This is a genomic window from Fulvivirga sedimenti, from assembly GCF_020328055.1.
In genome coordinates, this window is sequence record NZ_JAIXNE010000001.1 from 804,944 (window position 1) to 826,920 (window position 21,977).

Here is a 21,977-nt window from a genome sequence, read left to right on the forward strand (position 1 = left end):
TCTACGCCTTATTGGCGGGCTCTTCAAGCCTGAATTCAAGTGGATTTTTCACCTTCTGCTTGAGCAGTGCCAACTCAAGTACCTCGTCCGCATGCTGTACATAATGTATATTGAGTCCGCTTACATATTTTGCATTGATCTCCCCGATATCGCGGCGGTTTCGTTCAGACATTATGATGTCATGGATTCCCGCACGCTTGGCGGCAAGGATTTTTTCCTTAATGCCCCCTACCGGCAGTACTTTCCCGCTGAGGGTAATCTCACCGGTCATTGCCAGCCGGGACTTCACCTTTCGCTGTGTATAGATCGAGGCCAGTGATGTAAGCATGGTGATGCCCGCCGACGGACCGTCTTTTGGAACAGCTCCCGCCGGAACATGTACATGCAGATCATACTGATCAAAAACCCGGTAATCAATGTGAAGTTGCTCAGAGTTGGCCTTGAGATAGGAAATCGCGGCCATGGCCGATTCCTTCATCACATCGCCCAGCTGTCCGGATAGCGTAAGTTTACCCTTGCCCCGGTTTAGACTGGCTTCCACGAAGAGAATCTCTCCGCCGGTCTGTGTCCAGGCCAAACCCGTTACGACACCGGCTACATCATTTCCCTGATATGATTCCTTGTCAAACATTTCAGCTCCGAGAACCTCTTTCACCTTGGCAACGTCTATAACCTGCTTTTCAGTAAGATCCTCCATCGCCACATTTTTGGCGACATTTCGAACAACTGAACCGATCTGCCGCTCCAGGTTTCGCACGCCGGATTCCCGGGTATAGCTTTCAATGATTGTCCGAATCGCCGGTTTTTGGAATGAAACCTGGCTTTTGGTAAGGCCATGATCCCTGATCTGCTTGGGTATCAGGTGACGGTTGGCAATTTGTATTTTCTCTTCCTGGGTATATCCATTGATCTCGATGATCTCCATCCGGTCACGAAGTGCCGGATGAATGGTATCAAGGGAATTGGCCGTAGCGATGAAAAGCACCTTGGAAAGGTCGTATTCAAGTTCAAGGTAATTATCCACGAACGCGTTATTTTGTTCGGGGTCCAGGACTTCAAGCAATGCGGAAGCAGGATCACCACGAAAATCAGAATTCACCTTATCAATTTCATCCAGGATAAATACCGGATTAGATGAACCTGCTTTTTTCAGGTTCTGGATCACCTTGCCCGGCATGGCGCCCACATAAGTCTTTCGATGACCACGGATTTCAGCTTCATCATGCACTCCTCCCAGGGACATCCGGATATATTTACGGTTCAATGATTTGGCGATTGATTTACCAAGCGAAGTCTTACCCACACCGGGAGGTCCGTACAGGCACAATATAGGCCCCTTCAGCTCTTTCTTCAGCTTCAATACCGCCAGGTATTCTATCACCCGTTCCTTCACCTTGTCCATTCCAAAGTGATCTTTATCAAGAATTTTCCGGGCTTTTTTGAGATCAAAGTCATCGGCCGTGTATTCATTCCACGGCAATTCCAGCAGAAACTCCGCATAGTTCATCGCCACAGGATATTCGGCTGCCGCCGGATTCATCCGCAATATCTTGTCCAGTTCCTTGTTGAAATGCTCCCCTACCTCCTTTGGCCATGCCTTGTCTTTTCCCTTTGCCCGCAGGGCTTCAATTTCCTGGTCCGGACCGTCATATCCCAACTCATCCTGCAGCACCTTAATCTGCTGGCGCAGGTAGTAATCACGCTGCTGCTGATCGATATCGGTGTGCACCTTCTTCTGAATATCATTTTTCAGCTCAAGCAGCTGGATCTCCCGGAGCATAAATTCCAGCAGTAATGTTGCCCGCTCCAGGCCATCTTCCATTTCCAGCAGCCGCTGCTTTTCTACCACCTCGGCATTCAGATTGGATGAAAGAAAGTGGGTAAGAAAAACCGGGTTGTGAATATTGTCCAGGGCCATTTGAGCTTCCTGGGGAATTTCAGGATTCAGTTTAAGAATCTTGGACGCAGAGTCCTTCAATGACTGTATGATCGCTTTGGTTTCTTTCTTACCTGTAGAGGGAAATCCTCCCTGCAGCAAGGAGATCTTTGCCATAAAAAATGGATCCTCCGACGTGAAGTTATCGATCTTAAAGCGTCGCTTGCCCTGAATGATAATGGTTGTATTCCCATCGGGCAACACAAGCATCTTAACAATCTTCGCAATTGTTCCAACCTCGTACAAATCCTCTGTTGAAGGATCTTCTGTCTGATCATTGCGTTGTGCCACCACTCCGATGATGCGGTCACCCTTATACGCCTTCTTTACAAGTTTTATCGATTTCTGCCGTCCTACTGTTATGGGTATAACAACTCCCGGGAACAGCACCGTATTGCGAATGGGCAAAATTCCCAGTTCATCAGGATAATCCTCCTGCTGCTCATTTATTTCTTCATCAGGATTTATTAGTTGGATCAAGTCTTCCGCTTCCGCCTCACCCAGATCCGACATTATCAGGTCCTTGAACATAAAGTTTCCTCCGACTATTAAGTATATAAAAATATGTCAAAATGACATTCATACCCCTGTATTCAGGGGATTTTATTCGTAACCCCTAATAGGTCAAGCGCTGTGCCAAACTTCTTTCAGGCACGTTTCTTGATAAAAATTGTTTTTTGTAACATCTTTAATCACAGTTTATAAAACGGAGGCTTCTTGAAATTCCGATTGATTTTTTACGGTATTGTACTCTGGTCGTGTTTAACGCCGGTTTCCGACCTATTGGGTCAAAAGAAGAAAACGAAAGCCGTTGGTCAGCTTACCCTCAATGACACTTTGTCAACCTATAGTGACTCCGATCTTTTCCTTTTTCCGAATGTAAATAACATCGCCTATTACGAAAACAAGAAGGACCTGCGCGAAATACAAAACCTGATATCAGGTGAAAAATGGGAGGCAGCATACCCCCTGTTGCGTGACTATGTGAGTAAATTCGGCATCATGAATTTTTACCGGGAAACTGAACTGATCTGGCGACTGGCAACACTTACGGAAAAATTCGGAAACCGGGATGAAGCAATCCTGCTCTACAAGCTTGTGCTGCGGCACCACCGTGAAGATATCGATATCGCCAGTATTCAGCTCTACTACGATTCGCTTACAGTAAATGACAAGGACTATTACGTTCCCTTAAAATATTATTACGAACTGGTGGACTTCCGGCAGGAAGTTGACACGCTCCAGCCTCCGCGCAGTGTACTGATTAACATGGGCCAGGAAATAAATTCCGAACAATCCGACTATGCCCCGGCGCTTGGCAATGGTGATACCAAGCTGATCTTTACTTCCAAGCGCAATGCAAATTTCAGAGGGGTGGACCCGGTGGAAGATGAGGATCTGTACATCAGCTATAAAGATGGTGAGTATTGGGAGAACGCCGTTTCGATGGAAGGTGTCAATACACGGTACAATGAGGGGTCTGCATGTTTGTCGAAAGATGGAAAAACCCTGTATTTCGCACGTTGTAATTCACCGGACAGCTATGGCGATTGTGATATTTTCGTGAGCCGGCTAAAGGAGGACAGTACCTGGAGTAATGCCGAAAACCTGGGTGTTAATATTAACAGCGTGGCATGGGACTCTCACCCTTCCCTCTCCCACGGCGAGGATACGCTCTATTTTGCTTCCGACAGAATTGGCGGGTTCGGCTTGTCGGATATTTATTATTCTGTTCACACAGAAGACGGGTGGTCAAGAGCCAGGAATATCGGGCCGATCATCAATTCACGGGGTTCCGATGTAAGTCCGTTCTATCATCATGTTGATGATGTGCTTTATTTCAGCTCCAATGGTCAGAATCTTAATTTCGGTGAATTTGACATTTACAAGGCATATTACGGGGGCGTGAACTGGCGCGAGCCGATCAATATAGGTCCCCTGGTGAATGGTGATGGCAGTGAGTTTTATTTTACAATCGATTCACGGTCAGATGATCTGTACTATGCCCGGTCGGTATCTGACCGGATGAACAACCTGGATCTGTATTCCTTTCCTTTGCCGATGGGCGCCCAGCCACTGGCGAATACTAAAATCACGGGATCACTCATCAATGAGGAAAACGGAAAGCCGTTCAAGGGGATCGTATCCATTATAGACCTGGACAATGGGATCGAGGTTGCACCTAAATTTTTACGGCCCGATGGTTCCTTTGAATTTGACCTGATCAATAACAATAACTACCTGCTGATCCTGCAGGGGGAAGAGTTTTTTCGGATCGAGGAACTCTTTTATCTGAATGGAAATATGGAATTTCACAGAACCACGGTTCCCATCTCAAGCCGGATGGAATTCGCTTCTATTGAATTTGAAGAAGGAAGTTCTGAGCTGTCGACACCGATGTTTGGGGATCTGGACAAGCTTGCGGATTTTCTGCTCGACAATCCCGATTTCTTATTACGTATTTCCGGCCATACGGATTCAGACGGGCGGGAAGATGCCAACCTGCAATTATCCCAGGAGCGCGCTGATGTGATCAAGGAGTACCTGATCTATTTCGGCAAGATTGATGAATCACGCATATCGGCCAGGGGCTATGGCAGCTCAAAGCCTATCGTGGAGGAAAAAACAGAAGAGGACAAGCGGCTGAACCGCAGGGTGGAATTTGAGATATACAGGGATTAATCAGTGTTCGTCATCCCATCGCTTAAATAATCATGAAATTCTTCAGAAGAATACGTTTCGATCTTATGGGAAAAAATAAAAAGGCTAAGGATGCCGGCCCGGGCCTGCAGGCAGGTCGTTATCTCAAATATGCAATAGGTGAGATCATTCTTGTTGTGATTGGTATTTTGATTGCATTATCCATCAATAACTGGAATGAGCAACGCAAGGACAGAATTCAGGAACAAAAAATATTAAAACAGCTGGCCGCGGAGTTCAGGACGAACCTGGCACAGCTAGAAAGCAAAATTCAGCTGCGTGAAAACATTATGCAGCAATCGGCGGATGTTCTGAGATATATAGATTTAAAACAGGAAGTATCCATCGATACGCTGTTCAGAAAAATCAGTGTCGTGCTATTGGCACCAACTTTTGACCCGATACAAAATGAAGAATTGAATTCCGATAAAATTCAACTCATCAGAAATGATTCTCTGCGGCACTTCCTTAGCACGTGGTCATCCAGTATTGCCAACCTGCGGGAGCAGGAAAATGAATGGGTGAATCTCCTGAATAATTATGCCATTCCATTATTTATCGACCTGGGTATTTCAAGGAATTTAAATATCAGCTTTTATGAAGACCCTGAAAATATGAACTACCTGCTCGACAAATCCAGGATCAATCAAATCAGAATTCCCAAATCAGATAATATGCCTCCTGTGTCGGAAATTCTGAATAATAAAAAAATCGAGGGAATACTGTCCAATGCCGTTTTACTAAATGAAGGAATCAATTGGGAATCCGAAGGGTATCGGAACCGGATTATAGAGATTATTCATTTAATTGAAAGCGAGATTAAATAGCATCTTAGGGGAAATGGGCACATCGTCCATCTTTTCTTAAATCTCCAGCCGGATGCGAGTCTTGGTTCCGACACAAGGCTGATGTTATCACAATTTGAATATGGGCCGATAAATTATAATGCGAATGCGATTCAGGTAGGTGCAGGTATCCCGTGCATCATAGAATAAGGCATCCGATCTACACTAAGATCTTCCAACATCTTCCTGCACGGTTCAATTAAGATCCCAACTATTTAATAATCAGGAGGTATAACCACTCATTGGAAAACCAACAATAATTGATATATTCATCGATATTAACAATTTCGGGATGAGCCCACTTGTAAAAATCAGCTGTTCTCGATTACATGAAGCAAACCAGTATGAAACTTATCCGGCCTTCAATTTTCCTTTATCTATTTATAATCATTGGAATACACTCCTGCAACCGACCGGTATGCGAAAACACGAATGCCATTTTTGATATGAACGAATTCAATTCCCCGGAATATAAAACCGAATTGTTCAATCAGATCCAAAATATTGGTCAGAATAACTTAAGCTACTGGTTTGACAGCTACGTTAGGGAGAATGACCGGGAGTACATTGTAGTAAATATTCAGGGGGAAACGCTGTGCGCCAAAGGAATGATTCGTGTTGAGGACTGGAATAAAATTGAAGGCATAAAAAACGTTGAAGGCAAGGGTTATTCAGGCGCAGAATTAGCGGGACTTCGTTTTAGCATTGAAAAGGATTTATCAGATAATATTGAGTTGGTTTATGCAGATATTAACCAGATCATTGATTAATTACTTCCGGCTGGATTTATTAGCCATCATTGAAAAAACTAAAAAATGAACTTAGGATTGAACGGAAAAAATGCCATAGTGACTGGCGGAAGCAAGGGTATTGGCAGAAGCATCGCATTGACCCTCGCTGATGAAGGTGCCCACGTCGCCATTTGCGCGCGTGGAGAAGAGGCACTCCGCGCTACGGAAAAAGAGCTGATAGGAAAAGGGGTAAAAGTATATGCCGAACCCTGCGATATTGGCGATTCTGAGAAACTGGAAGCATTTCTGGAGGCGGTAAAAGGAAATCTGGGAAGTGTTGATATTCTTGTGAATAACGTTTCTGCCCTGAGCCTGGGTGATGAATATTCCGACTGGGAAGCATCCATTAACATAGATGTATTGGCTAGTGTGAAGGCAACGCGGAAAGTGATCCCGTGGATGATGGATGCCGGTGGAGGAAGTATTTTGTTCATTTCATCAGTATCCGGAATGGAAGCCGGTTCGCCCCCTGCCTATGCAGCAGCCAAGGCTGCCCTAATCAGTTATTCCAAATCGATATCAGCCCAATTGGCGCCCAAAAACATTCGTGTAAATACAATTGCTCCGGGTTCGGTTGAATTTGAAGGCGGACTTTGGGAAATGGCTAAAAAACATGACCGTCCGTTTTATGACATGATACTGAACACTATTCCATCGGGAAGATTAGGTACACCGGATGAAATCGGCAAGGTAGCAGCTTTTATCGTTTCTCCCTGCGCGAGCTGGGTTACAGGAACATGCCTTTCTGTGGATGGGGGCCAGCATAAATCTAATTTATCATAAGCAGCGTTGATGATCACTTTTTCAACTTTTGGTTAAAGAAGTATCGAATGAATATCATATTGATTCGATATTTATAGTATATTATTCCTAATCAAGCCCCGGAATACCTGATGATCCGGGATGGATCATCTGTTTACATGCAAATCATGGCAAAAAATAAAACAAGAGAAACGAATGTCGGCGTTGAAGAGTTCATCAATTCCTTTGTTGATTCCGACCAGAAGCGGCAGGACAGCTTCGAACTTCTTGGGTTGATGAGGGATGTTTCAGGATTCGAACCAAAAATGTGGGGGCCTTCCATTATCGGCTTCGGATCATATCATTATAAATATGCCAGCGGACATGAAGGCGACGCACCCCTGGTTGGTTTTTCCCCCAGGAAAAATGAATTTTCACTTTATGTTTTTACTGGACTGGACGACCATGAACCCTTACTGTCGGACCTTGGCAAATTCAGGCGGGGAAAGGCCTGTATTTATGTGAAAAAGCTTTCTGATGTCAATCAGAAAGCTTTGACCAGCCTTATGAATAAGACCATTGAATACCTTACCACAAAATATGAAAAAGATCAGAATTGAAATCAAATGGGCGTTGATCTTTGTTGCAATGTCACTGCTCTGGATGGTCCTTGAGAAACTCGTCGGACTTCACAGCACCCACATCGATAAACATTTATACTTAACCAACCTGTTTGCCATTCCGGCGATCATCGTGTATGTACTGGCTTTGAAAGACAAAAAAGCGACAGACTATCACGGACAAATGACTTACAAGCAGGGATTCATGTCCGGTTTGATCATTACCATCATAGTAACCGTACTTGCTCCGATTACCCAGTGGATTACCTCGACCATCATCACTCCAGAATACTTCCCCAATGTTATTGCTTACTCTGTTGAAACGGGTTATTATGAAACAGTAGAAGAAGCCGAGGCCAATTTTAATTTAAGTAATTATATGATGCAAAGTGTGATCGGTGCGTTCATCATGGGGGTTATCACCACTGCTATCGTAGCATTTTTTGTAAAAACGAAATCAATCAAATAGGGTCGTTCTGTGTTTACCGGCAATGAAATTTAGAAAAATAGAGACACGAGAAAGTGAGCACTTGGGCCCAACGTCCGGTTATCAACTATGATCAGTTTTTTTAGAAAATTCCGGCAGCAATTCCTTGCGGAAAATAAATTCACGAGATACCTGTTATATGCGATCGGTGAAATCATACTGGTGGTAATCGGAATTCTCATTGCGCTATCGATCAATACATGGAATGAAAACAGGCATAACCGAACCTTTGAGTTGAAAATGCTGAAAGAGATCGAAAAAGCCCTGGAACAGGATTATTATTTTTTTACCTACCACCTGATCGGTTTCCGTAATCAAACCGAATTGCAGGCCGTGGATTTTTTCGACAGGGCTATCGTTTCAAAAAATGCTGAAAAGGATTCTATTGACTATCATTTTAACCGCTTGCTTTTCGGACTCCAGGTTACCCTCAACCGGGGTCCTTATGATGCATTGAAAGCTTCCGGCATCGATAAAATTTCGAATGACAGTCTCCGAAACAAGCTAATATTTTACTACGATTTTTTTGTCCCCAGGTATAAAGGACTTGTTGAATTTACCATGAGTACTTCCAGTGAGAAAATGGAACCACTCATTGAAGAGCTTAGCTTTCCATCCAGGGTAATCGTTACCGACTCAACAGTTCTCCGACCGAACAGATCATTAAAACAGATTGATCTGGAGACCAGCGAGACCTTTAATCAATTACTCTATATTACAAAAGATCGGGCTTCCAATACACGAGAATTACTGGAACAAATGACTCCCTCCATGCTCGAATTGCGTGCCTTACTCCAACAGGAGATTTCAAAATGAACGTGCAGGTTATGCATAAGCGCGCGTCGTAAAGCGCTTGATGTCTGAGCATGGGTTGCCAGGAAGGATTTATTCTTTTAAATAACAACTGCGGATTGTTCCGCCATGGCCTATGCGAAGGTTAAGTGGGTGACTGCATATGGTTAGATAGAAAAAGGCCAATTCTTTTTTATCAGAATCGGCCTTTTTCATTATTGCTTAACGTCTTAATTAGTAACGATACTCATCAGACTTGTACGGACCTTTTACATCTACTCCGATATAATCAGCCTGTTCCTTGGTAAGCTCTTCCAGTTCAACACCAATTTTCTTGAGGTGCAGTGCAGCAACTTTTTCATCAAGGTGTTTCGGAAGTGTATATACTTTGTTTTCGTAATTTTCGTGATTATTCCATAGCTCGAGTTGTGCAAGCGTCTGGTTTGTAAACGAGTTCGACATTACGAATGACGGGTGACCTGTCGCACAGCCGAGGTTCACAAGACGGCCTTCTGCGAGCAGAATTACATCATTGCCGTTGGTAAGTGTAAACTTGTCTACCTGCGGTTTGATCTCGTCACGAACAGCATTCTTCTTCAGCCAAGCCACATCAATTTCATTATCAAAGTGACCGATGTTACATACAATGGCTTTGTCTTTCATGTTTTCAAAATGACGGCCTGTAACAATATCCTTGTTTCCGGTAGCTGTCACAATAATATCGGCTTCTTTTACGGCATCTTCCATTTTCTTCACTTCATAGCCATCCATAGCAGCCTGCAGCGCACAAATCGGATCGATTTCGGTAACAATAACACGTGCTCCTGCTCCGTGAAGCGAGGCAACGGATCCTTTTCCAACATCACCATATCCGGCAACTACAGCTACTTTTCCAGCCATCATGATATCAGTGGCACGACGAATCGCATCCACACAAGATTCCTTACAACCATACTTGTTATCGAATTTCGATTTGGTTACGGAATCATTGATATTGATCGCAGGTAAAGGAAGTGTGCCTTTCTTCTGACGATCGTGCAATCTGAGTACTCCGGTAGTAGTTTCTTCCGAGATTCCACGAATACCGCTAACATACTGGGGATAACGGTCCAGCACCATATTGGTGAGATCTCCACCGTCATCAAGGATCATGTTCAAGGGTTGTCCGTCAGGGAAGATAAGCGTTTGCTCTATACACCAGTCAAATTCCTCCTCGTTCATACCCTTCCATGCATAAACAGGTATTCCCGCAGCAGCGATTGCAGCAGCAGCATGATCCTGGGTAGAGAAAATATTACATGAAGACCAGGTCACATCGGCACCCAGTTCCACAAGTGTTTCGATCAAAACAGCGGTCTGGATTGTCATGTGAAGACAGCCTGCAATGCGAGCTCCCTTCAGGGGTTTCTTAGCACCAAATTCCTCACGTAATGACATAAGGCCGGGCATTTCGGCTTCCGCCAGTTCAATTTCCTTTCGCCCCCATGCAGCAAGGTTGATGTCCTTTACTTTGTACTTTAATTTTTCTTCGATCATTATTTTAAGTAATTATTTGATACTCTTTGTAGCCTTTTATTACATATGTAACACAAAAGTAACCCATCTGTTTTTGAGTTCCAATCGATTTAACTGGCACTGTTTCAATTATTCACGGCAAATTACCCTTGCTTCGGCGGATATTCCAGCGGTAACGCGCGTAAAGCCTCCAAAATCGCCGAGGCCATACAATATTCCTTGTACCAGTTTCGGTCCGACGGAATTATATGCCATGGGATTTCCGGTCCGCAGTTTTTAAAAACATCCTCATAAGCGCTCATGTACTCATCCCAGTGTTGCCGCTCATTGAAATCATTCTCATTATGCTTATAAAATTTTTTCGGGTCAGATATGCGCTCATTCAGCTCGATGAGCTGCTGATCCTTTGAAATATGCAGATAGAACTTAATCACGACCGTATTGCTGTCCTGCAGCAATCGTTCAAAATTATTGATATGCGAAAACCGTTTCATCACCGTTTTCTCATCAATCCACTTATGTACACGCTGTATCAGTACATCTTCGTAATGTGATCGGTTAAATACCTGTATCATGCCCTTTTCCGGAACATGCTTATGAACCCTCCAAAGAAAATCATGACTCATTTCTTCTTCAGTCGGTTTTTTAAATGCCTGAACCTTAATCCCGGCCGGACCGATCTCATCAAAGACCTTCTTTACTGCACTATCCTTACCTGACGCATCCATTCCCTGCATTACCACCAGCAAGGAGTATTTACGCTGGGCCTGCATAATCTCCTGCAGGTCCTCGATTTCCTTCGTTATTTTTTTCGTTGCATCCTCAATTGGTTCCTTATCCAGGTCCCCGGGAGGTAGTGTGGATATTTCAGCAAGTTTAATTTCGGTCATATAATAAAGGTAGTTAACTCCTTAAATTTGATTTTCTCACAGGATGATTAATCGACTTCAAATGATATCTTCAAATTTACGCGGTACTCAGAAATATCATCATTTTTAACAACAACACTTTGCGACTGCACATAAGCCGACCTGATATTCTTCACACTTTTAGACGCTTTCCTGATTCCATTTGCAGTAGCATCTTCCCAACTCTTTTCGGAATTGCTCATTATTTCAAGAACTTTCAAAACAGACATGACATGTTATTTTTGGTAATACATTGATTTACTTTAATTTACATCACACGCACTGATTTACAAATTGTAGCCCATGAAACTTACCATTTGCGGGGCAGCCGGAACTGTGACCGGAAGCTGCCATCTCCTTGAACTTGATAGCGGTTATCGCGTTTTGCTCGACTGTGGCCTCTACCAGGGAAGGGAGGAAGATTTTGTCTCCTTCAATGAAGAATGGATATTCGATCCTGATTCTATTGATTGCCTGGTTCTTTCCCATGCTCATATCGACCATAGTGGCCGAATACCCAAATTGGTTAAGGATGGATTCTCAGGGGATATCATTTGTACGGATGCAACACGTGATCTCTGTGCCATCATGCTGATGGACAGCGCCTATATTCAGGAGCAGGATGCCAAATATGAAGCTAAAAAAGGATCAGGAGGCCCCATCGAGCCACTTTACTCGGTAGAAGATGCCGAAAATGCTATTGAACAGTTTGTCGGAATTTCATATGAACGCTGGTATCAGATAAGCAATGAGGTGTCGGTGCTGTTCAGGGATGCAGGACACATTCTTGGAAGCGCCACCGTAACACTTAAAATTAAACGGAATGAATCGGAATTCCTGCTGGGATTTACAGGCGATGTAGGACGCCCGGATCGTCCGATACTTCGCGATCCAATACCCATGCCGGACGTTGACTTCCTGATTTGCGAATCCACCTATGGGGGTGAGAAGCACGACCAGCTGCCTGATGACGAAAAAAGGTTTCTAAGTATCATACGGGAAACGTGCGTCGACCGAAAAGGCAAACTGCTGATCCCTGCTTTCAGTGTAGGAAGAACCCAGGAGATTGTTTATATGCTGGATCGGCTGGAAACAGCAGGCAAGCTTCCAAAAGTTCCTGTATTTGTCGACAGTCCTCTTGCCGTGAACGCAACTGACATCTTTATTGCCCATCCGGAATGCTATGATCGCGAACTGCGGGAGTACATGCGGGAGGATCCCAATCCTTTCGGATTTGGTCATCTTCACTATGTGCGTTCCGTTGAAAAATCCAAATCCATCAATTTCCTGAACGGTCCTGCCATCATCATCAGCGCCTCCGGCATGATGTCTGGCGGGCGCATCCGCCATCATATTTTTAACCATATTGAAGAGGAATCAGCTACACTGCTCATTGTCGGATTCTGTGCCCCGGGAACACTCGGCGCTGTTATTCGTACAAAGCCGGAAAGCATCAAGTTATTCGGACAGGAACGACGGATCAAAGCACGTATCGAGATCATGGATAGTTTCAGCGGACATGCGGATCAGGATGAGTTACTGGAATTCCTTAAACACATGAATCGCGACCGGTTAAAACGAATTCTCCTCGTGCACGGGGAGCGCGACCGGCAAATTCCATTAAAGGCGGCGCTGGAAGCCACCGGATTTAAGTCGGTCATCCTGCCCGAACTGGGCGAGAGTTTCACCATTTAAATTTTACAGCTATGGATCCAATGGTTAAAAAAATGTTCGAGAGTATCGAAGAGAAATATGGCAAACCGGTCTCTGAATGGGTTGAACTTGTTAAAGCCAGTGGATTGGAAAAACATGGGGAGCGCATTAACTTCCTGAAAAAGGAACATGGTTTTTCCCACGGTTTTGCCAACCTGGTCGTCCACGAAGCAAAGAACCCGGGAATCGGTGCCGGAACAAAACCCGGCGATGATGAACTGCTGGAGGCCCAGTTTAAAGGAAAAGAAGATCTCCGCAAGCTCTATGACCTAGTAATAGCAGCAGTTGAGAAATTTGGGCCCGATGTGGATGTTTCCGTCAAGAAGAATTATGTAAGTCTTCGCAGAGACGTGCAATTTGGCATTTTACAGCCTTCCGCAAAATCGCGGCTGGATGTTGGTCTTGTACTAAAAGAAGATGACTCATCCCTTGAGAAAGCCGGAAGCTTTAATTCAATGTGTTCCCATCGCATCCGGCTGGAAGGGATTGAATCACCGGATAAGGAAACCATAGGGTGGCTGAAAAAAGCCTATGAAACTGCAAAGCGATAAGTTAATGGAGGTTAACCCGCCAGATCATCGGTGACGGGGTCGTCTCCGGATTGAGTTCATTGTCTTCGGTATAGTAAGGCCACGGACTATTGGCAATAAAATAGAACCAGTCCCCTACCCAGGTACCCTGCACGGGCTCACGCATCTCGTCGAGATTCTTATCAAGGTAGATCACATCTGTAATCCGGTTTTTTTCTGAATCGTAAACGTACTGGGCGACCCGCATCGGAAAAACACCATTCTGAATGCCAATGAAATTTCCCTTGCGGTAGTACAACCCATCGATACCCTTGGTGGAAATATTTTTTCCATGTTCCACGCGCACTGCTTTCCCATCAACAATCTTAAAAATACCCCTGATATAGTCGCTGAAGTACAGGTTTCCCGACTTGTCAAATGTTATACCTTGTATGTTGCGCATTTCAGGAAAGGAATGACTAAGCCAAATTGAATCCAGGTTAGCCATATAAATTTCGGTGCGGTTGCTGCTGGTACAATACGCGCGTCCATCAGATCCTACGATGAGGTCGCCGAGCAGAACGCCCTCATCCTGCAAGCGATGTGAACGGATCAGGCTGCCGGTTTCCAGATCATATATATGAACACGGCTTCCTGTAGCTTGCCCGTCCTTATTTTTCATTTGAGGCATGACGGCCGAAGATACCCACAATACATTTCCTTCTTTATCGACATCGAGTCCGGTTACCGCCAGCAAACTGTCCTCTGCCTCTTTTTTAAACATGTAGGACCGACCGCGTTCATAAATTAAAATTTGCCGTAAACGGATACTGCCAATAAAAAACCTTGAGCTCTCCTGATCATATGCCAGCGTTTCCGGATGAATTTCAGCATCATCGATAGTGAAGGCCAGTTCAGACAGATGTACAGGCTTTAACAAATGAAGATAAAAGTCTGTGATCTTTTTGAATTCCTCAGAGTCACGTATCACATCAAAATCAGGACGTGACAATAAGGCTGTATCTGCATTAATGATGGCCGTTTTATTCAAATATCGAAGTGCATCTTCCTTCCTGTTCAACCGGCCATAAACTGCAGCCAGGTATGCATTAACAGGCGGATAGTTATCCCGGATCTTTTCGAATTCCCTGAACGAAATTAAGGCCTTATCATATTGAGCGCTGTCATATTGCGCACGCCCCTGCTGAAAAAGAGACTGCAGGTCCTGTGCGAACGAAGTAAGGCACAGAGTGAGTGACAATAGAAAAGTCAACATCTCTTTCATAATGATCAGAACAAGTGTTCAGTTCTTGTAACGTAAATTATATAAATATGGATCTATGCCTACTATAGCTACCTGTTATTTTTCAGCAAAATATTTCTGGAAATATGGAAATGTGGAATTCTTGTTGTCAAATTTCTTATTGATCCAACAAGTTTCAGGCTTGATTTAAATTCTGTGTATCACGTGCCGACAGAGATTTGATATCATAGTGTTTGGTGAAAAATTCATCGCACCAAAGACAAACATTTCCCAGCTCACCACATCGTTTTCTGGCATAGGACTCCGGGATTCCGATTGATTCACCCATCGAAAAGGGGTCACCCAGGTCGATTTTTTTGAAAACCGGATTCTCAGATATCCTTTCCAGAATATCAGCGATCTTTTCCTTACGGGCATCTCCTATTGGATCTTTGGTACCCGGACAACAGGGATTAATTTTCCACAACTGAATAGAAATTTCCTGTGGGATTCCCTCGCTGCCGTTCAGGAATCCTATACCTCCGGAATGAATCGCGCAAAAGTTATGTTCAGGATCTCTTTTCCATATGTTTTTCCTCAAAGCCCTGCCGCGTGCCCAGTTACCCCCCAGCCACATATCTTCGGTGGAGCCCCAATAACCCCAGCTCAACGGATAGCTGTGCAGATATGACTCCTTTCTAACCAATGGTTCCTTTTCATCTCCATTCACGCCTCGCGAATCAAACAATTGCTTAAGTTTCTCCAGATGGGCACCGGCCGCCTTATGATAACGGTCTATACTCGCCACATCAAACCGGGTTACTCCTTTTTCAATGAGTGTATCCAGTATTTCGCCGGTAAGCAAGTCACCGTTGGTCTGAAGCATCAACTGCGTTAAATTGCCATATCTCGCCCTGGCACGATCCAGAATATGATACAAAAGCTTGCGCTCCGCAAGCGGCTCTCCGCCCGACAGGATTAACCGATCAATCCGATCCGGCAAATTATCTAAAATAGCGTCGCACTCCTCAATGGTCATCCGGGCCCCGTGGGGTCCGGAAAGATTATAGCAGTGATCGCACTTGTCATTGCAGAGTTGGGTAAATACCCAGTATAAACTTTCGACGTGATTAAAATCATGCATACAATCCCAATGATACACATTATTGAGAGAAGGTGCCTGTCATGGGATAGACAAAAGAAGATTTTAAAAAAAAATCATAACTCAATCCGCGATGATTCCGTATTGCAAAGTATATTTGTTTTACAAATCATATACAAATGGGTAAAGCGTTTCTTGGAGAATTTGAAGAGCTTGTTTTAACAATGGTGGGAATCCTTGGAGATCAAGCATACGGGAATGCCATCGTCCACGAGATCAGCAGCCGGCTGGATCGCGAGGTCAATCTCAGCGCAGTGCATGTGACCCTTTACAGGCTGGAGGATAAAGGGTTTGTTAAATCTCATATGGGAGGCGCCACAGCAGAGCGGGGCGGACGGAGAAAAAGATATTTTCAAATTTCAAATGCGGGCCTGGCTGTGCTTCGGGACATGAAAGAAAGTCGGATGCAGCTTTGGAACATGCTTCCGCAATTAAAGTTTAGCATTTAGCAGCATGCATCCGGAACCTCCTCATCGATTCACGCGATTCCTTGAATGGTTTTGTCCGCCGGAACTATGTGAAGCCATTCTGGGAGATCTCTATGAACAATTCGAGATGGACATAGACCAGGTGGGTCAGCGCAGAGCAAACAGACGGTATCGCTGGAATGTGATCAGGTTTTTCCGGCCAGGAATTTTATTTAGAAACAGGAACAGAATTAAATTATTCAATAACATGATGTGGTCAAACTATCTCAAAGTAGCATTCCGGAATTTATATCGAAGAAGGTTATATTCCCTGATCAATGCGGTCGGACTTAGTATCGGTATCGCCTTTTGCGGCCTGATCTATCTCTACATCCAGAATGAAAAGAGTTTCGATAAGTTTCAGACCAACGGGGACCGCATTTTCCGGATCGAGGAATACGGTTATGATGATTGGGGTGCTAAAGAAACCGGCGAGCTATACCGGTATTCTGCCTACGTACAAATCCCTGTGATCCCTACTTTAAAGGCAGAAGTACCGCAGGTAGAATTCGCAACCCGCTTCTCACCACATGGTGAGGGTATTTTCACTTATGGCGATAAGATTTTCAATGAAGAGATCACATTTACAGATAAGGATTTCTTCCAGATATTTTCCTTTGAGCTTCTTGAAGGCAACCGTGAAAAATTATTCAATGATAAAAATGAGGTAGTCATTACACCGTCCATTGTCGAGAAATACTTCGATGGGGAAAGTCCGCTGGGTAAGACGATCGAATTATCCATTTTTGGAGATAATCAGCCCTACGTGGTCACGGGTGTGATAGAAGAAGCACCGGCCAATTCCAGCATTACCTATTCCTTACTTATCCCGCAGGAGAACCGTCCATTTTTTGAACAAAGCAAGGACAGGTGGAATAATTTCAATACGCCTTCCTTCGTGATGCTGTACAAAAATGCCGATATGGAGCAGTTCGAGGCTAACCTCGACATTATTGTAGAAAAATATATGGGTGAAAACCTTGAACGATGGCGGGAAGATTCATCCCTGCCGGAAGACCTTGAGTTATTTAAATTTAAGTATACCCGGTTCACCGATATTCATATGGATACAAAGGTGGAATGGACACGTTCCAGCGATCCGCAGTATTCCTACATTCTGGGAGGTATTGCTCTATTCATTTTATTGATCGCCTGTATCAATTATATTTCGCTGGCGCTCACTACCTCTGCTTCACGCAGAATCGAGGTAGGAATACGCAAAGCCATCGGGGCACAACGCAATCAGCTCCTGGCACAGTTTAGTTTTGAATCAATGCTGCTGGCACTGATTTCAATGATTGTCGGACTCGGTCTCATCACAGTATTTTTACCCTATTTCAATGAATTCACCACAAAGGAAATCGTTCTTGGTGGTCCCGATTTAATCAGACTCACGCTGGTAAGTCTGGTTATCACCTTACTGGTAGGGTTCCTCTCCGGAGGATATCCCGCCCTGTTTCTGTCAGCGATCCGTCCCACACAGGTATTGAAAGGTAATTTTACAGGTCGGCTTAATGCCGGGTTTACAAAACCCCTGGTCATACTTCAGTTCACGCTGTCTGCGGTGCTTATTATCAGCAGCCTGATCATGTATCGCCAGATGAAATTTATCACCACCAAGGATCTTGGTTATGAAAGCTCTCAGGTAGTTGTCATTCCTACACAGGTCGGTTATAATCCTGAAGGCAACCGGATCATTGCCAATTTCAGAAACGCCCTTAATAATGAACCAGACATTGAGAGTGTTTCCGGCACGACCACAGCCTTCAGCCAGGGCTGGTCGAGAAATGGTTATAAGTATAAGGGGGAAGATAAGACTGCATACGTTTTTGGTGTGGATCCGAACTATATTCCCCTGTTGAATATAGAAATTCTGGAAGGAAGAAATTTTGATCCGGCAATTGCTTCTGACAGCAACGCCTTAATCGTTAACGAATCACTCGTACGCGATCTGGGTTGGGAAGATCCGTTGGCAGAGCGACTAAACTGGAGAGAAGACTCACTTGATGGCCATGCCATTATTGGTGTCGTGAAAGATTATCATTTCCTCTCCCTTGAATCCGGTATTTACCCGATGTTTTTGTCGATCAATAATGATGATGTCGGCTACCTGAATTATATTCTTGTGCGGATAAGGCCGGGAGCCATTGACAACGCGATGGGCATTCTGAAAGAAAAATGGAAGGACATCGCACCCGACAAGCCGTTTGATTATACATTCCTGGATGAAGATGTAGCTAACCAGTATGCAAGTTACAAGCGGTGGATGAATATCATGGGCCTGGCCACCGGATTCGCAATTCTAATATCCTGTCTTGGATTATTCGGGCTTGCCGGTATCAATGCGGTAAACCGAACCAAGGAAATCGGCATCAGGAAGGTAATGGGCGCCGAAATACATAATATTTTTGTGCTGTTAAACCGCCAGTTTATCTGGCTTGCCCTGATTTCGTTTATCATTGCCACTCCCCTTTCCTACTACTTAATGAACCAGTGGCTGAGTGAATTTGAATTTGCGGTAGAGATCTCCTGGCAAATATTTGCCATCAGCATGCTGGCAGGTTTAAGTATCGCGCTGTTAACGGTAAGCTACCACGCCATCCGGGCTGCAAATATCAACCCATCGGAGACCCTGAAATATGAATAAATCAACGGCAATATTCTTTTAACAGGGTTTCTGCAATCTGGATATTGTATTCACTTGCTTTTTGCCAGTCAGCACAGGCTCCTTTCAGATCGTTGGTATCAAAACGTACGGTTCCACGATTCAAGTAGGCTTCGGAGTAATCAGGATTTATTTCCAGTGTTTTATTGTAGTCGGTTATCGCTTTTTCAGATTCTCCCAAAATATAATAGGAATAAGCCCGCTCGAAATAGGCTTCAGCATAGTTGCTTCTCAACGCTACAGCTTTGTCAAAGTCTTTTATTGCCTCTGAATCCCGTTGCAGTAATGAGCGGCACACTCCCCGGTGATAATAATATTCGGGGTTCGCAGCATTCAGTGCAATGGCTTCTGTATAACGAACGATGGCCACCTCATATTCTTCCTGGAGATATAATTCATATCCCTCATCGAACTTTTGATCGGCACTTTGCGCAACACACAAGGCTGGCAATAGCACCAGTATAGTCATTATAAACGCTTTCATTTTCTCAATTATACAGATATCATTTGAATTTATGTTCTTCAGTAACAATGGTTACGCCTTTTGTGATTTTATTATGCGAATATTATACCAAGACATCAGGATTAAGCAAGATGATTGATGACGAAGCCGCCCTTATCAGGGGCGGCTTTATTGATTGAAGCCCTTAATCAGCCAGATATATATGTTCCTGTAAAATGAAAAATCCCGGCGCAGTATTATAATTCCGTGCCGGGATTCAGATTCAGACGTTATGTTGTCAATGAACAGCCATCGCTGCTATATTCTCGGAAGATACCGGAGCATATTCCGCAAATTTAGTTTTGAAGCTGGATCGGCCCTGAGTTATGGACCGTAACGCGGTGGTATATTTATCCAATTCCGCTACAGGTGTTTTCGCCTTGATCACCTGGTAGTTTCCTTTCATATCAACACCGGTTATTATCGATCTTCGGGTCTGAAGATCTGTCATCACATCACCCATCAATTCCTCGGGCACATAAACCTCAAGTTCATTGATCGGCTCCATTACCACCGGTTTGGCATTCATGAAAGCTTCTTTGAATGCATATGTACCGGCAATCTTAAATGCGATGTCGTTCGAATCGACAGGGTGCATTTTTCCATCATGAACCATCACGCAGACATCACGAACGTACGATCCTGTAACCGGTCCGTTTGCCAGCACTTCCATGATTCCTTTCAATATTGACGGATGGAACCTGTTATCTATTGCACCACCTACGATACAATTGTAATACACGAGCTTACCTCCCCATTCCAGGTCAATGACCTGCTTATCACGGATATTGAATCCCTGAGGATCATCCATGCCTTCTGTATAGGGCATGATCTTCATATGGACCTCAGCAAACTGGCCCGCTCCGCCCGACTGTTTCTTATGCCGGTATACGCTTTCGGCAGGAATTGTTATCGACTCACGATATGAAACACGGGGTGTCTCGAAATCAATGTTAAGGTCATACATATTCTCAAGAATCCACTTGATGACACTCAGGTGTAATTCACCCTGGCAGCCTACCAGCATTTGGCGGAGCTCATTGGAGTAATGCACGTCAATTGTAGGATCTTCGGCTACCAACCTGTGCAGCACTTCGGTCATTTTTTCCTCATCAGACCTGTTGGCCGCGGTAATCGCTACAGTGAGCCTGGGTGCTGGAAACTCCATAGGGGCAACAGGCGATTTTAAATCCTCGCTTCCCAATGTATCATTGGTGGCCGTATTTTTCAGCTTTAGCGTCGCACCGATATCACCGGTACCCAATGTATCAACCTGATTACGGTTATGTCCGTCAATAATGAAAAGCTGATTAATTCGTTCGGTTTGTCCGTTTTGCTGATTAACCAGCTCCATACCTTCTTTCAACGTTCCGCTCACAACCTTAAAAAAAGTAAGCTGACCAAGGTTTTGTTCGATTCGAGTCTTAAAAACGAACAATTCAGTAGGAGCATCTTCCTTCAGTGGTATTACATTTCCGGAGGCATCATGTTCCGGCATGGCATCAATGGCCGAAGGAGCCACATTGTCGATAAATCCCATCAACCTGCCGGATCCCATATCATTCTTGGCAGAAATACAGAAAACAGGGAATACATCATGATTCAGCATTCCAAGGCGCAATCCTTTCCGCATTTCATCTTCAGAGAGCGTTCCTTTTTCAAAATAGAGCTCCATCAGACCTTCATCATTTTCTGCGGCTTTCTCTACCAGCTCATTATGCATTTTTTCAGCTTTCTCGCGGAACAGCTCAGGAATTTCCAGTTTTTCCGGCTTTCCTCCCGATTCCCCAAACTTATAGTAACGCATTTTCAACAGGTCGATAATACCATTGAAGCCCGGTCCTTCATTTACCGGGAATTGCATGGGTGTTACTGCAGACCCGTAGTGCTCTTTCAATGATTCCAGCGCGAAGTCATAATTGCTTTTCGGGTGATCCAGTTGGTTGATAACAAATATTGTAGGCTTCTGCAGTTCATCTACGTGATTCCAGATTAGTTCGGTTCCCACTTCAACTCCGTATTGCGCGTTGATGAGGTAAACGCACGTGTCAGCCACACGTACCGAGGATATCACCTCTCCCACGAAATCATCAAGTCCGGGTGTATCCAAAATATTGATCTTATAATTTCTCCATTCCGTATGCAGCAGCGTGGTATAAACGGAGCCTTCGCGTTCATGCTCAAGAGCATGGTAATCGGACACTGTGTTATGGTTTTCAACACTTCCCCGCCTGTTGATAAGTCCGGCTTCAAACAACATGGTTTCTGCCAGTGTTGTTTTACCGGACTTCTGACTTCCCAACAGCACAATGTTTTTGATGTGTTTATTATCAAATACTTTCATAGCTATAAAGTTTTAGGGTGGTAAATTGTCTGATATG

The 21,977-nt window shown here is 44.3% G+C and carries 19 protein-coding genes; 11 read left to right on the forward strand and 8 right to left on the reverse strand.

All coding sequences use genetic code 11. The features are described 5' to 3' along the window. Position 1: 1 nt before the first annotated feature. Positions 2-2,467 carry an endopeptidase La gene (gene lon / locus LDX50_RS03745; RefSeq protein ID WP_225697071.1) on the reverse strand — a complete coding sequence of 822 codons (2,466 nt, stop codon included), beginning with the start codon at positions 2,465-2,467 and terminating at the stop codon, positions 2-4. 186 nt (positions 2,468-2,653) lie between these two features. Between lon and LDX50_RS03750 the strand changes: the two genes are divergently transcribed. The 7 genes from LDX50_RS03750 to LDX50_RS03780 all read left to right on the forward strand — a co-directional run bounded on the left by LDX50_RS03750 (position 2,654) and on the right by LDX50_RS03780 (position 8,936). Continuing rightward, complete coding sequence (locus tag LDX50_RS03750) at positions 2,654-4,618, forward strand: OmpA family protein (protein ID WP_225697072.1); 1,965 nt, start codon at positions 2,654-2,656, stop codon at positions 4,616-4,618. Positions 4,619-4,650: 32 nt separating this feature from the next. Continuing rightward, entirely contained in the window at positions 4,651-5,463 is an 813-nt protein-coding gene (locus LDX50_RS03755; RefSeq protein WP_225697073.1) for a DUF6090 family protein, read from the forward strand. Between the two features lie 362 nt (positions 5,464-5,825). Then, positions 5,826-6,251 carry a hypothetical protein gene (locus LDX50_RS03760; protein ID WP_225697074.1) on the forward strand — a complete coding sequence of 142 codons (426 nt, stop codon included), beginning with the start codon at positions 5,826-5,828 and terminating at the stop codon, positions 6,249-6,251. Between the two features lie 45 nt (positions 6,252-6,296). Further along, the gene (locus tag LDX50_RS03765; RefSeq protein ID WP_225697075.1) at positions 6,297-7,055 is read left to right on the forward strand and encodes an SDR family NAD(P)-dependent oxidoreductase; all 759 of its coding nucleotides are present in this window, start codon (positions 6,297-6,299) and stop codon (positions 7,053-7,055) included. Positions 7,056-7,201: 146 nt separating this feature from the next. Next, positions 7,202-7,633 (forward strand): DUF1801 domain-containing protein, encoded by a 432-nt coding sequence (locus LDX50_RS03770; RefSeq protein ID WP_225697076.1) that lies wholly within the window; start codon positions 7,202-7,204, stop codon positions 7,631-7,633. Then, positions 7,614-8,102 (forward strand): DUF4199 domain-containing protein, encoded by a 489-nt coding sequence (locus LDX50_RS03775; protein WP_225697077.1) that lies wholly within the window; start codon positions 7,614-7,616, stop codon positions 8,100-8,102. The genes LDX50_RS03770 and LDX50_RS03775 overlap by 20 nt, the downstream gene beginning before the upstream one ends. Positions 8,103-8,189: 87 nt before the next feature. Continuing rightward, a complete protein-coding gene (locus LDX50_RS03780) occupies positions 8,190-8,936 on the forward strand; it encodes a DUF6090 family protein (RefSeq protein WP_225697078.1) in 747 nt (248 codons plus the stop codon). 210 nt (positions 8,937-9,146) lie between these two features. Here the strand turns inward: LDX50_RS03780 and ahcY are convergent, their stop codons facing one another. The 3 genes from ahcY to LDX50_RS03795 all read right to left on the reverse strand — a co-directional run bounded on the left by ahcY (position 9,147) and on the right by LDX50_RS03795 (position 11,565). Continuing rightward, on the reverse strand, positions 9,147-10,448 hold the full coding sequence (gene ahcY / locus LDX50_RS03785) for an adenosylhomocysteinase (protein ID WP_225697079.1): 1,302 nt from the start codon (positions 10,446-10,448) through the stop codon (positions 9,147-9,149). Positions 10,449-10,570: 122 nt separating this feature from the next. Beyond that, positions 10,571-11,317 (reverse strand): PPK2 family polyphosphate kinase, encoded by a 747-nt coding sequence (locus LDX50_RS03790; RefSeq protein WP_225697080.1) that lies wholly within the window; start codon positions 11,315-11,317, stop codon positions 10,571-10,573. Positions 11,318-11,364: 47 nt separating this feature from the next. Next, a complete protein-coding gene (locus LDX50_RS03795) occupies positions 11,365-11,565 on the reverse strand; it encodes a dodecin family protein (protein ID WP_225697081.1) in 201 nt (66 codons plus the stop codon). 73 nt (positions 11,566-11,638) lie between these two features. Here LDX50_RS03795 and LDX50_RS03800 point away from each other — a divergent pair, with 73 nt between their 5' ends. After that, a complete protein-coding gene (locus LDX50_RS03800; protein WP_225697082.1) occupies positions 11,639-13,030 on the forward strand; it encodes an MBL fold metallo-hydrolase RNA specificity domain-containing protein in 1,392 nt (463 codons plus the stop codon). 11 nt (positions 13,031-13,041) lie between these two features. After that, entirely contained in the window at positions 13,042-13,599 is a 558-nt protein-coding gene (locus tag LDX50_RS03805) for a DUF4287 domain-containing protein (RefSeq protein ID WP_225697083.1), read from the forward strand. 1 nt (position 13,600) lies between these two features. Here the strand turns inward: LDX50_RS03805 and LDX50_RS03810 are convergent, their stop codons facing one another. Next, positions 13,601-14,842 carry an NHL repeat-containing protein gene (locus tag LDX50_RS03810; RefSeq protein ID WP_225697084.1) on the reverse strand — a complete coding sequence of 414 codons (1,242 nt, stop codon included), beginning with the start codon at positions 14,840-14,842 and terminating at the stop codon, positions 13,601-13,603. A 154-nt stretch (positions 14,843-14,996) separates the two neighbouring features. Further along, positions 14,997-15,944 (reverse strand): radical SAM protein, encoded by a 948-nt coding sequence (locus LDX50_RS03815; RefSeq protein WP_225697085.1) that lies wholly within the window; start codon positions 15,942-15,944, stop codon positions 14,997-14,999. A gap of 137 nt (positions 15,945-16,081) precedes the next feature. On the opposite strand from LDX50_RS03815, the gene LDX50_RS03820 reads away from it, so the two are divergent. Further along, positions 16,082-16,411, forward strand: a complete 330-nt coding sequence (locus LDX50_RS03820) for a PadR family transcriptional regulator (RefSeq protein ID WP_225697086.1) — start codon at positions 16,082-16,084, stop codon at positions 16,409-16,411. Positions 16,412-16,415: 4 nt separating this feature from the next. Continuing rightward, positions 16,416-19,076 carry an ABC transporter permease gene (locus LDX50_RS03825; protein ID WP_225697087.1) on the forward strand — a complete coding sequence of 887 codons (2,661 nt, stop codon included), beginning with the start codon at positions 16,416-16,418 and terminating at the stop codon, positions 19,074-19,076. A 1-nt stretch (position 19,077) separates the two neighbouring features. Here LDX50_RS03825 and LDX50_RS03830 read toward each other — a convergent pair whose 3' ends face one another. Together LDX50_RS03830 and LDX50_RS03835 are read right to left on the reverse strand one after the other, a co-directional pair. Beyond that, entirely contained in the window at positions 19,078-19,578 is a 501-nt protein-coding gene (locus LDX50_RS03830; protein ID WP_225697088.1) for a tetratricopeptide repeat protein, read from the reverse strand. Positions 19,579-19,834: 256 nt separating this feature from the next. Then, a complete protein-coding gene (locus tag LDX50_RS03835) occupies positions 19,835-21,940 on the reverse strand; it encodes an elongation factor G (RefSeq protein ID WP_225697089.1) in 2,106 nt (701 codons plus the stop codon). Between the last annotated feature and the right edge of the window lie 37 nt (positions 21,941-21,977).